The 11,623-nt window shown below is 75.1% G+C and carries 11 protein-coding genes; all 11 read right to left on the bottom strand.

Features of this window, described 5'->3' with window-relative positions:
* Positions 1 to 50: 50 nt before the first annotated feature.
* Positions 51 to 1,217: a phosphopentomutase gene (locus VF468_28690; GenBank protein HEX5882264.1), complete on the bottom strand. Its 1,167-nt coding sequence runs from the start codon at positions 1,215 to 1,217 to the stop codon at positions 51 to 53.
* Positions 1,214 to 1,570 (bottom strand): TraR/DksA C4-type zinc finger protein, encoded by a 357-nt coding sequence (locus tag VF468_28685; protein ID HEX5882263.1) that lies wholly within the window; start codon positions 1,568 to 1,570, stop codon positions 1,214 to 1,216. The genes VF468_28690 and VF468_28685 overlap by 4 nt, the downstream gene beginning before the upstream one ends.
* 128 nt (positions 1,571 to 1,698) lie before the next feature.
* On the bottom strand, positions 1,699 to 2,652 hold the full coding sequence (gene xerD / locus VF468_28680) for a site-specific tyrosine recombinase XerD (protein HEX5882262.1): 954 nt from the start codon (positions 2,650 to 2,652) through the stop codon (positions 1,699 to 1,701).
* 33 nt (positions 2,653 to 2,685) lie between these two features.
* Complete coding sequence (gene ald / locus VF468_28675) at positions 2,686 to 3,822, bottom strand: alanine dehydrogenase (GenBank protein HEX5882261.1); 1,137 nt, start codon at positions 3,820 to 3,822, stop codon at positions 2,686 to 2,688.
* Between the two features lie 169 nt (positions 3,823 to 3,991).
* Complete coding sequence (locus VF468_28670) at positions 3,992 to 4,615, bottom strand: NUDIX hydrolase (protein HEX5882260.1); 624 nt, start codon at positions 4,613 to 4,615, stop codon at positions 3,992 to 3,994.
* 7 nt (positions 4,616 to 4,622) lie between these two features.
* Complete coding sequence (locus VF468_28665) at positions 4,623 to 6,665, bottom strand: CTP synthase (protein ID HEX5882259.1); 2,043 nt, start codon at positions 6,663 to 6,665, stop codon at positions 4,623 to 4,625.
* A gap of 155 nt (positions 6,666 to 6,820) precedes the next feature.
* On the bottom strand, positions 6,821 to 7,684 hold the full coding sequence (locus tag VF468_28660) for a hypothetical protein (protein ID HEX5882258.1): 864 nt from the start codon (positions 7,682 to 7,684) through the stop codon (positions 6,821 to 6,823).
* The gene (locus tag VF468_28655; GenBank protein HEX5882257.1) at positions 7,684 to 8,589 is read right to left on the bottom strand and encodes a glycosyltransferase family 2 protein; all 906 of its coding nucleotides are present in this window, start codon (positions 8,587 to 8,589) and stop codon (positions 7,684 to 7,686) included. Before VF468_28655 ends, VF468_28660 begins: the two co-directional genes overlap by 1 nt.
* A 14-nt stretch (positions 8,590 to 8,603) precedes the next feature.
* The gene (locus tag VF468_28650) at positions 8,604 to 9,569 is read right to left on the bottom strand and encodes a copper transporter (GenBank protein HEX5882256.1); all 966 of its coding nucleotides are present in this window, start codon (positions 9,567 to 9,569) and stop codon (positions 8,604 to 8,606) included.
* Positions 9,570 to 9,611: 42 nt separating this feature from the next.
* Positions 9,612 to 10,745 carry a putative cytokinetic ring protein SteA gene (gene steA / locus VF468_28645; protein ID HEX5882255.1) on the bottom strand — a complete coding sequence of 378 codons (1,134 nt, stop codon included), beginning with the start codon at positions 10,743 to 10,745 and terminating at the stop codon, positions 9,612 to 9,614.
* Positions 10,746 to 10,804: 59 nt separating this feature from the next.
* Positions 10,805 to 11,623: DNA repair protein RecN (locus VF468_28640; GenBank protein ID HEX5882254.1), on the bottom strand; the 819-nt coding region annotated here is incomplete at its 5' end.

Genomic DNA, 11,623 nt, shown 5'->3' with positions numbered 1-11,623 from the left:
GAGGCGGGCGCGGGCCTACGCCAACGGCGCCGGGGCGGGCACGGCCGGGATCAGCGGAGGTCGCCGGCGAACGAGCGCCCGGGGCCGTCGAAGGGGACGGCGAACAGCTCGGCGATGGTGGCGCCGAGGTCGGCGAAGGTGTCGCGGTCGGCGAGGCGGTGGCCGGCGGTACCGCCGGGGCTGAAGGCGACCATCGGGGTGAACTCGCGGGTGTGGTCGGTCCCGGGGGCGGTCGGGTCGCAGCCGTGGTCGGCGGTCAGGAACAGCCAGTCGTCCTCGCCCAGCTCGGCCACGACCTCGGGGAGGCGGGCGTCGAGGCGCTCCAGGCAGCGGGCGTAGCCCTCGGCGTCGCGGCGGTGGCCGTAGACCATGTCGAAGTCGACCAGGTTGGTGAAGACGAACGCGGGCTCCTCGGCCTCGCGCAGGAAGCGGACGGTGGCGTCGAGCGAGGTCTCGTTGTCGCCGGTGTGGTCGGAGCCGGCCAGGCCGCGGCCGGAGAAGATGTCCTCGATCTTGCCCACCCCGAGGGTGTTGACGCCGGCCCGCTCCAGCGCCTCGAGCACGGTCGGGCCGGCGGGCGGGAGGGCGTAGTCGCGGCGCTCCTTGGTGCGGGTGAACGACCCGGGGTCGCCGTCGAAGGGGCGGGCGATCACCCGGCCGACGGCGTGCTCCCCCTTGAGCAGGCCCCGGGCCTGCTCGCACCAGGCGTACAGCTGCTCCAGGGGGACGACCCGCTTGTGGGTGGCGATCTGGAACACCGAGTCGGCCGAGGTGTAGACGATCGGCTTGCCGGTCTCCAGGTGCTCGGAGCCCAGCTCCTCGATGATCTCGGTGCCGGAGGCGGGCTTGTTGCCGAGCACGCCGCGGCCGATGGCCTCGGCGAAGGCGTCGATCACCTCGGCCGGGAAGCCGTCGGGGTAGGTCGGGAAGGGCTGCTCGAGGACCACCCCCATCATCTCCCAGTGGCCGGTGGTGGTGTCCTTGCCGGCGGACCGCTCGGCCATGCGGCCGACCACGGCGGCGGCCGGGTCAACCGGGTCGACCCCGGCGATCCTGGTCAGCCGCCCGAACCCCCAGGACCCGAGCGTCGGCAGCTCCAGCCCCCCGACCGCGGCGGCGGCGTGGCCGGCGGTGTCGGCGCCGGCGTCCCCGTAGTCGCCGGCGTCGGGCGCCTCCCCCACCCCGAGCGAGTCGCAGACGATCAGGACCGCCCTCACCGCGCTCCCCGCTGGCGCTTGCAGGTCATGCAGAGGCGCGCGGCGGGCAGGGCCTCCAGCCGTTCGTCGGCGATGGGCTGGCCGCAGCGCTCGCAGATGCCGTAGGTGCCGGCCTCCATGCGTTGGAGGGCCTGCTCGACATCGCGGAGGGTGTCGCGCAGGCTGCGGACGAGGGTGAGGAGGTTGGCGCGCTCGGCGGCGGCCTGGCCGGCGTCGGCGAAGCCCTCGTCGAGCTCCGGGTCCTCGATGCCCTCGGCGTCGCGGCGGGCCCCGAGGTCGTCGAGCTGACGACGAACTTCGCCGCGCTCGGTCTCGAGCCGTTCCCGCAGCCGCTCAACGGTCTGCTGGTCCATCCCGGTCCTCCGTCGCGCATCTGCCCGCCGCGTCCGGAGACGGCACGACGGTCGGCCTTCGAGAGCAGGAGTTTGAGGCTACAGGATCGTCGGGCCAGTGCCAGGGGTGCTTGTCGGAGATGTCTGGTTCATTCGCTGGGGGTCGCGTGGCGGGCTCGAGGGTGGGCGCGCAGGTAGACCTCGCGCAGGCGGTCCTGGGTGACCCGCGTGTAGACCTGGGTGGTGGCCAGGCTGGCGTGGCCGAGCAGCTCCTGGACGCTGCGGATGTCGGCCCCGCCGGCCAGCAGGTGGGTGGCGAACGAGTGACGCAGCACGTGCGGGGACACCTGCGCCTCCAGTCCGGCGTGCCGGGCGTGGCGGCGCAGGATCTTCCAGCAGCCCTGGCGGGTCAGGCGGCTGCCCTGGGCGTTCAGGAACAGGGCGGGCCCCGAGCGCGGCCCGGCCAGCAGCGGGCGGCCCCGGACCAGGTAGCCCTCAAGGGCCCGGCGGGCCGAGCGGCCGACCGGGACCAGGCGCTCCTTGGCCCCCTTGCCGAAGGCCCGCACCGTCCCGTCCTCCAGGTCCAGGTCGTCGACGTCGAGCGCGGTGGCCTCGCTGACCCGCAGCCCGGCCGCGTACAGGGTCTCGAGCAGGGCCCGGTCGCGCAGGGCCAGCTGGTCGTGGCCGGCGATCGCGCCCAGCAGCGCCTCGACCTGCTCCACCGACAGGGCCTTGGGCAGGCTGGCCGGGACCTTGGGGGTGCCGAGGTCGCGGGAGGGGTCGGCGCCGGCCAGCCGCTCGCGGACCAGGAAGCGGTGGAACCCGCGCACCGCGGCCAGGCTGCGGGCGACGCTGGAGGCCCGGTAGCGGGTCCCGACCGGGGTGCTGCCGGCCCGCAGCGCGCCCAGGAAGGCGACCAGGTCGGGCTCGCCGGCCCGGGCCGGGTCGTCGATCCCGGCGGCGGCCAGCCAGCCGGCGTAGCGGTGCAGGTCCCGGCGGTAGGCGCTGAGGGTGTTGGAGGCCAGGCCCCGCTCCACGGCCAGGTAGTCGAGGTAGCGGCGCACCGCCGCCGCGGCCGCCGGCCCCACCGGCGCGGTGGGCACACCGGCTGGCGGCGCGGAGGTGGACATCGGCGGCTAGCCGGCGGCGTCGGCCAGGCCGGGGACGACCTCGGCCAGGGGGCGCCAGTCGAGGGCATGGGCCTCGGCGACCTGCTCGTAGGTGAGCTCGCCGCGGTAGACGTTGATGCCCTTGGCCAGCGGCGGGTCGTCCTTGACGGCCTCCTCGAGACCGGCCGAGGCGATCTGGGCCGCGTAGGGCAGGGTGACGTTGGTGAGCGCGTAGGTCGAGGTGTGCGGCACCGCCCCCGGCATGTTGCCCACGCAGTAGTGGACCACCCCGTCGACCACGTAGGTCGGGTCCGAGTGGGTGGTCACGTGCGAGGTCTCGAAGCAGCCGCCCTGGTCGATCGAGATGTCGACCAGGACCGCGCCCCGCTTCATCGCCCGGACGTGCTCGGTGGTGATCAGCCGGGGCGCCTTGGCCCCCGGGATCAGGACCGAGCCGATGATCAGGTCGGCGTTGAGGGCCAGGTCCTCGATCGTCTGCCGGTTCGACATCAGGGTGACGATGCGGCCCTTGTGGATCTGGTCGACGTAGCGGAGCTTGTCGACGTTCTTGTCGAGCAGGGTGACCTCGGCCTCCATGCCCTGGGCGATCCAGGCGGCGTTCTGGCCGGCCATGCCGCCGCCCAGGACCAGCACCTTGGCCGCGGCCACGCCCGACACCCCGCCCATCAGCACCCCGCGGCCGCCGGACTCGCGCTCCAGCAGGTGGGCGCCGACCTGGGGGGCCATGCGGCCCGCGACCTCGCTCATGGGGGCGAGCAGGGGCAGCCGGCCGTCGGCCAGCTCGACCGTCTCGTAGGCGACGGCGGTGGTTCCGCTCTTCAGCAGCGCCTCGGTGACCTCGCGGCTGGCGGCCAGGTGGAGGTAGGTGAACAGCACCTGGTCCTTGCGCAGCCGGGGGAACTCCTCGGGCACCGGCTCCTTCACCTTGAGGATGAGGTCGGCCTCGGCCCAGACCTCGTCGGCGGTCTCGAGCACGGTCGCCCCGGACTTCTCGAACTCGCGGTCGGTGATGGAGCTGCCCAGCCCGGCACCCTGCTCGACCAGCACCCGGTGGCCGGCGTCGGCCAGCTCACGGACGCCCACCGGCGTGATCGCGACCCGGTACTCGTGGTCCTTGAGCTCCCGCGGGATGCCAACGTCCATGGTCGCCGCCCTTTCCGCTCGATGGGACGCCGGTCGAGGATCGGCGTCGCCTTCACATACGCTGGACCTCCACCGCGCCCGGCGCATGCGCGCCGGGCATCCTCGACCGGCGTCCCAAGCCCACCGTCGGGCCCGGGCACGCCAAGTCTACGAGACGGGAAGCGCCGGGTCAGTCAGGCCGGCGGGCCGCCCGGCGGGCCGGGGCGTCCGGCGGGGGCCGGTCCGCCTGGTCGGGCGTCCAGGTCCCGCTCCGCCTGAGCCCGTAGAGGCCGAGGGCGACCAGGGTCTTGGCGTCCCCGGGCGGGCCGGCGGCCCGCCGCAGCGCGTCCTCGAACGGCAGCCGCACCACCTCGATGCCCTGCTCCTCCCAGTCGGCCGCGAACCGCTCGCCCTCGATCGGGGTGACGCCCTCGGCCAGGTACAGGTCCAGCATCTCGTCGCTCCACCCGGGGGTCGTCCAGAGGCTGGCCAGCCAGGTCAGGGTGCCGCCTTCGACCCCCAGCTCCTCGGCGAGCTCGCGGCGGAGGGTCTCCTCGACCGTCTCGCCGCGGACGTCGTACTTGCCGGCGGCGACCTCCAGCACCCTGGCCCCGACGGCGTGGCGCCACTGGTCGACCAGCAGCACCTGGCCGTCGTCGTCGACCACCAGGGCGGCCACGGCCCCGTTGTGCTCGACCACCTCGCGCTCGCCGGTGCGGCCGTCCTCGTCGGCGATCCGGTCGGTCCGGACCGTGAACACCTTGCCCTCGAACGGCCGGCGGCGGCCGACGACGCGGAACGGCGGGGAGGTCACTCGCTTCTCAGGGGCGCCCGGGCTCGCCGGCGGCGACGGGGCCGGCCGGGACCGGCGGGTCGTCGTCGTGGCGGACCGGGTCGGCCAGGCCGTCGCTGCGCAGGTCGACCGTTGCCGGCGGGTCGGCGGGGTCGGGGCGCGGGTTGGCGTCGACGATCGGGACCCGCGGGACGGCGGGCGCGTCGTCCGGCGGCAATGGGGTGTCCGGCCGGACGGCGTCCAGCCGGGCCGCGGCGTCCGGCCGGGGGGCGCCCGCCCCCGGGACCTGGGCCGGGCTCGACTCGCCGTTGCGGTGGGCCGGCACGCCGTCGGCGTGGGCACCCGGGGCCGGGGCTGCGGTCGGAGCCGGGGCCGGGGCCGGCCGCGATCGGGAAGTGACCGGCTCCGGGTAGGCGGCCTCGACCTCGGCCGGACTGGCCCCGGTCGGAGCGGCGGCCGAACGGTCGCGGTCGTCGGCGAACGCGGTGGCGGCGCCCACGAAGTCCCGGAACAGGGGGTGGGGCCGGGTCGGGCGGGAGCGGAACTCGGGGTGGAACTGGCCGGCCACGAACCACGGGTGGTCGGGCAGCTCGATCAGCTCGACCAGGCGGCCGTCGGGCGAGGTGCCGGAGAAGACCAGCCCGGCGTCCTCCAGCCGGCGCCGGAAGCGGTTGTTGACCTCGTAGCGGTGGCGGTGCCGCTCGAACACCAGCCCGTCGCCGTAGGCCCGCTCGGCCCGCGAGCCCTTGAGCAGCCGGCACGGGTCGAGCCCGAGGCGCATGGTGCCGCCCTTGTCGGCGACGCGGCGCTGGTCGGGCAGCAGGTCGATCACCGGGTAGGGGGTGTCGGCCTCGAACTCGCTCGAGTTGGCCCCCTCCAGGCCGGCCAGGTTGCGGGCGATCTCGATCACCGCGGTCTGCAGGCCCAGGCAGATGCCGAGGTAGGGCACGCGGCCCTCGCGGGCGAAGCGGATCGCCTCGACCTTGCCCTCGACCCCCCGGATCCCGAAGCCGCCGGGCACCAGCACCCCGTCGACCGTCTCCAGCACCTTGCGGGCCTGGGGGTCCTCCAGCTCGTCGGAGGCGCACCAGACCACCTCAACCTCCACCTTATGGTGAAACCCGGCATGCTGGAGGGCCTGGGTCACCGAGAGGTAGGCGTCGGGCAGGTTGATGTACTTGCCGACCAGGGCGATGCGGACCTTGCGGCGGGGGCTGCGGATGCGGTCGACCAGGGCCCGCCACTCGGTCAGGTCGGGCCGGCCCGCCTTCTCCTCCAGGCGCAGGTGGCGGACCAGGTAGTCGTCGAGGCCCTCGGCGTGCAGGACGAGCGGGATCTCGTAGATCGAGTCGGCGTCGGGGGCGGACACCACGGCCTCGACGTCGACGTCGGACAGCAGCGAGATCTTGCGCTTGAGGGCGTCGGTGATGGGCCGGTCGGTGCGGCACACGATCGCGTCGGGCTGGATGCCGAGCGAGCGCAGCTCCCGGACCGAGTGCTGGGTCGGCTTGGTCTTCAGCTCGCCCGAGGGGCCGATGTAGGGGACCAGGGAGACGTGGACGAAGACCACGTGCTCGCGGCCGATGTCGTGGCGCAGCTGGCGGATCGCCTCCAGGAACGGCAGCGACTCGATGTCGCCGACGGTGCCGCCGACCTCGGTGATGACCACGTCGGCGTCCTCGGCCACGCGCACGATGCGGGCCTTGATCTCGTTGGTGATGTGGGGGATGACCTGGACGGTGTCGCCCAGGTACTCGCCGCGGCGCTCGGCCGCGATCACCGTCGAGTAGACGGCCCCGGTGGTGACGTTGGAGTCTCGGTAGAGGCTCTCGTCGATGAAGCGCTCGTAATGGCCCAGGTCGAGGTCGGTCTCGCAGCCGTCGTCGGTGACGAACACCTCGCCGTGCTGGAACGGGTTCATGGTGCCCGGGTCGACGTTGATGTACGGATCCAGCTTCTGCATGGTGACCCGCAGCCCGCGCGCCTTCATCAGGCGTCCGAGCGAGGCTGCGGTGAGACCCTTGCCGAGCGACGAGGCGACCCCGCCCGTCACAAAGATGTGCTTCGCCAAGGTGCTTGACCCCCTTTGGGCCCATCGGGGGGACCGGGTGTGCTCCCCTGGCCACCCGGCCGTCTGCGGGCCCTCCCGGGATGCCAGCGTAGCACGAATGCAGGAGGGCTCCGTGCAGGCCGCCCCAAGCCTGCGCGGAGGTCCGGGTACGGGCGTCAGGGGCCGCGCCGGCCGAGCCGGTCGGCGGCCCGGAGCACCCGGTTGCCCTCGATCACGCGGGTGAACGAGACCCGCTCGGAGGCGAGCTGGAGGGCGACCAGGGCGGCCGCGGCCCCCCACAGCAGCCACATCGGGCCGGCCAGGAGCAGCGTGCCGACCACGGCGCCGAGGGCGTTGGCCCCGGCGTCGCCGAGCATGCCCTCCTCGCGCAGGTCGAAGGGGAGGGCGGCCAGGGCGGCCCCGGCCAGCCCGGCCGACCAGGCCCCGCCGCCGGGGTCGAGCAGGCAGCCGGCGACCCACAGCGGCAGGAACACCTTGGCGCAGCGGCCGGGTCGCAGGTCGAGCAGGTTGGCGGTGTTGGCGGCCGAGGCCACCACCAGCCCGCCGAGCAGGATCGCCCACGCCGGCCGGTCGCCGGGCTTGGCCAGGCTGGCCACCAGCAGCCCGGCGAGGGCGCCGCCGAACAGCTTGATCCCCCCGCCGGTGAGCCGCCCCGAGGCCAGCGCCCGCAGATGGCCCCGGAAGCCGCGGCTGCCCGCCGGGTCCTCGACCAGGTCGTCGACCAGCCCCAGGACCACGAACGCGAGCCCGGCCACGACCACGGCCAGCGCCGACGGGGCCAGGATCCCGGCCCGCCCCGCCCGCAGCGGGTCCACCCGCGCGGCCACGGCCAGCGGCGCCGCCCACACCAGCAGCCCCAGCGGCAGCAGCAGCCCGAGCCCGGCCACCACCTCCCGCTTGCGGTAGTTCACCCGCGCCAGGCTGGACCGGGCCAGCCCGGCCAGCACCTGCGGCGCCGCCCAGAACCCGATCCCCCACCCCACCACCATCCCGCACAACGCCACCGGCAGCGCCCGCATCAGCCACCGTCCTGGGGGGGCTGGGGGGGCTGGGGGGGCTGGGGAAACCCGCCGCCACCTCCCCGGGCACCTTGGCGACCCTCCCGATCGGGGCTCCCGCCATCGGCGGGGGTCTCAGCGCTGTGGGCGCCTGCCCCGGGGCTCCCACTGGCAGCGGGGGGCTCGGCAGGGGAGGCGGGGTGGCCGTTGGGGGTGGGGCGCCAGGATCGGCGGCGGGTGAGCTCGCGGGCGATGGCGCGGGCTTGGCGGGCACGGTGGAGGAGGCCGGCGAGGTCCTTGCCGGTGGCGTTGTGGTGGAGGTCGACCTCGACCTCGACCACGCGGAGGCCGGCGCGGAGGGCGTCCATGGTCATGGCGACCTCGACCCCGAACCCGGGGGCGAACGGCAGCACGGCCGGGAGGGCCTCCCAGCGGACCGCGCGCTGGCCGGACAGGGGCTCGGCCATGCGGCGGCCGGTCGCCCGGGCCATGCCGCGGCGGGCCAGGCCCATGGCGACGCCGAAGCCGCCGGCGCCCTGCTGGGCGGGGAGGTCGGCGATGGCCAGGTCGGCCTCGCCGGCCAGGACCGGGTCGAGCAGGCGGCCGAGCCGCCCGGCCGTGTCGGCCAGGTCGGCGTCGGCCAGCAGCAGCACCGCCGGCTCGGGGCTGAGCCGCTCGGCGACCCGGCCCATGAGGGCGGCCAGCCCGGCGTTGAGGGCGCCGCCCTTGCCCAGGTTGCGGGGCAGGGCCAGGCAGTGGGCCCCGGCCTCCAGGGCCTTGGCGGCGGTGGCGTCGGTCGACCCGTCGCTGACCACCAGCACCTCGGCCACCCCGGGCAGCGCCCGCAGCGCCTGGACCGTCGCCCCGACCCGCTCGGCCTCGTCCCTGGCCGGCACCAGGGCGAGCACGGTCCCTTCCGCGCCCACGGTCCCTTCCGCGCTCACGATCCCTCGGTCCGCTCGGGGAGGAGCCCGGAGGCGCCGTCCTTGACGCCGTACTGGCCGGCGGCCTCCTGCTGGAGGCGGTCCTCGAGGGCCTCGACCAGGGCGAGCTGGCCGTAGACCTTGTCGACCGAGTCGATCCCGGACACCCGGCGGCTCACCGCCCGGTTGTCGCGCAGGGCGAGGATCCAGGAGGTCTCCCGGGGGACGTCGGCCGCCTCACCCCCGGCCACGGCCCCGCCGGCGAGTCCCGAGACCTGGTCGGCCAGGGGGACGAGGAAGGCGTCGGGGGCCACGGCGGTGGTGGCGGTGGCCGCCGGGCCGAGGAGCACGAAGATCGAGCCCTGGCGCGGGAACGGGTCGCTGCCGGCGGCCAGCGGCCGGCTGAGCCGCAGGTCGGCCAGGAAGTCGGCGTCCTGGAGACCGGTGAGCATGTCGGAGGCCCGCTGCCTGTCGTCCTGGGGGATGGCCGCCGGGTTGGCCAGCCGCTCGGCCAGCCGCTTGACCAGCTGGCCGCGGAGGACCTGGGGGTCGCCGGCGTCGACGCCCAGGAGCCGCCCGGCGGCCGTCCGGTCGGCGTCGGCGCCAAGGGCGAGCCGCTCGTCGGCGAAGGTGATCTGGCCGTCGACCTCTGCCCCGGCGTCCTCCAGGACCTTGCGCACGCCGTCGCGCAGGCCGCTGTCGACCTTGTCGGTGTCGACCAGCACCACCGACCGGCCGTCGAGCCGGCCCCGCACCAGGTCGGGCAGGACGGTGGCGCCGAAGCTCTGCAGGCGGGAGTTCTCCTGCTTCAAGGCGACGTTCTCGCGGCTGTTCCGCTCGCTCTGCTCCCGGACCTGGTCGCTGGTGGCGCGCAGGACCGAGACGGTCCCCTCCTGCAGCACGGTGCTGCCGACCACGATGCCGAGGGCCAGGGCGAGGAACACGGCCACCAGCGACACGATGTGGTAGCGCAGGCTGATCACGTCGGGCACACCTCCGCACGGGAACGCTCGTCCCCGCGCCAGTCAGACGAACAACGAACGGACCCGGTTGAAGAACACCTGGAGCAGCTCGATCAGGTCGCTCCAGACCAGCCGGACCGGCTCCGACACGAGCGAGATCACCAGCATCGCGGCCAGGGCGGCCGCCACCAGGAACAGCAGGTCGCTGCGGCGGACGCCCTGCCGGTACAGGCGGTTCACGCCCTTGGCGTCCACCAGCTTGGGCCCGACCTTGAGCCTGGTCAGGAACGTCGAGGCCATGCCCGGGCGTCCCTTGTCGAGGAACTCGACCATGCTGGCGTGGCTGCCAACGGCCACGATCAGGTCGCAGCCGGACTCATAGGCGAGCAGCATGGCCATGTCCTCGCTGGTCCCGGCCCCGGGCAGGACCAGCGGCTCCAGCCCCAGGGCCTCGACCCGCTCCTTGCCGGGGGCGCGGCCGTCGGGGTAGGCGTGGACGACGATCTCGGCCCCCGAGGTGAGGGCCTCGTTGGTGACCGAGTCCATGTCGCCCAGGATCAGGTCCGGCTTGAGGCCGACCTCGAGCAGGGCGTCGGCGCCGCCGTCGACCCCGATGAGGGCCGGGCGGAACTCCTGGATGTAGCCGCGCAGGGTCGACAGGTCCTTCTTGTAGTCGTGGCCGCGCACCACCACCAGCACGTGCCGGTCCCGCAGGCGGGTCTTGAGGGCCGGGACATCCAGCCCCTCCAGCAGCAGGTCGCGGTCGCGGCGCACGTAGGAGAGGGTGTTGAGGGTGAAGTCCTCGAGGGCGCTGGCCAGGTTGTCCTTGGCCGCGTCCATCCGCTTGCGGACGTCCTCGGGGTGGAGCCACTCGCCCCTGGCCACCTCGGCGCCGTCCAGGCGGACCACCCCGTCGGAGTCGACCTCGAGCAGCGCCCCCTCCTGGACGCCGAAGATGGCCTGGCCGGCCGCGTCCAGCAGCGGGATGCCGGCCTCGACGAGGACGGCCGGGCCGGCGTTCGGGTAGCGGCCGGTGATGCTCTGGGCGGCGTTGACGACCACCACCGGAGCCCGCTCGACCAGGGTCTCGGCCGCCACCCGGTCGATGTCGACATGGTCGATCACGGCCACGTCGCCCGGCTTCAGCCGCTTGACCAGGTTCTTGGTGCGCCGGTCGAGCCGGGCCGGGCCGCACAGCCCGGTCGGCTCGGTGGTAGCGGCGGGCGGCTCGCGCCGGGGCCAGGGCGGGCGGAGCTTCACGGCGCCTCACCGCCGTTCTTGTCCGCGGTGGCCGCCGCCAGCAGCTCCTCGGCGTGGGCCTGGGCGAGGCCCGAGCCCTCCATGCCGGCCAGCATCCGCGACAGCTCCCCGACCCGGCCGGCGTCGTCCAGCAGGCGGACGTCGGTGCTGGTGGTACCGTCCGAGGAGGTCTTCTCGACGGTGAAGTGGCGGTCGGCGTGGGCCGCGATCTGGGGCAGGTGGGTGACGACCAGCACCTGGTGGCGGCGGGCGAGCTGGGCCAGGCGGCGGCCCACGGCGGCGGCGGTGCGGCCCCCCACCCCGGCGTCGACCTCGTCGAAGACCAGGGTCGGGGTGCGGTCGATCCCGGCGAGCACGACCCGCAGGGCCAGCATCACCCGGGACAGCTCGCCTCCGGAGGCGGCCCGGCCGAGCGGGCGCAGGGGCGCCCCCGGGTGGGCGGCCAGGCGCAGGTCGACCCGGTCGAGGCCGTCCTCGGTGGCGGCCAGGCGGCGGTCGCCGACCTCCAGGCCGGCGTCGTCGGGGTCCTGCTCGACCGCGACCACCACCCGGGCGCTGGGCATGGCCAGGTCGGCCAGCTCGACCAGGAGGGCCTGGCCGAGGCGGGCGGCCGCCTCCTGCCGGGCCGCGGTGAGGGCGGCCCCGGTCGCGGCCAGCTCGCGCCGGAGCTGGGCGGCCTCGGCCTCCAGGGCCTCCGAGCGCAGCGTCCCGCCCTCCAGCTCGGCCAGCCGGTCGGCCGCCTCGGCGGCGAAGGCGAGCACGGCCGCCTCGTCGTCCCCGTACTTGCGCTCCAGGTCGCGGAGCAGGGCCATGCG

The organism is Actinomycetota bacterium (assembly GCA_036280995.1).
In the GTDB taxonomy this organism is placed as follows: Bacteria; Actinomycetota; CALGFH01; order CALGFH01; family CALGFH01; genus CALGFH01.
Note: the sequence above shows the minus strand (reverse complement) of the source record. Positions and strands in the feature narration are given on the sequence as shown.

Excerpts from the sequence above, each read along its gene's own strand:
- VF468_28685 (HEX5882263.1), bottom strand. The coding sequence starts at position 1,570 with ATGGACCAGCAGACCGTTGAGCGGCTGCGGGAACGGCTCGAGACCGAG.
- ald (HEX5882261.1), bottom strand. The coding sequence starts at position 3,822 with ATGGACGTTGGCATCCCGCGGGAGCTCAAGGACCACGAGTACCGGGTC.
- VF468_28660 (HEX5882258.1), bottom strand. The coding sequence starts at position 7,684 with ATGCGGGCGCTGCCGGTGGCGTTGTGCGGGATGGTGGTGGGGTGGGGG.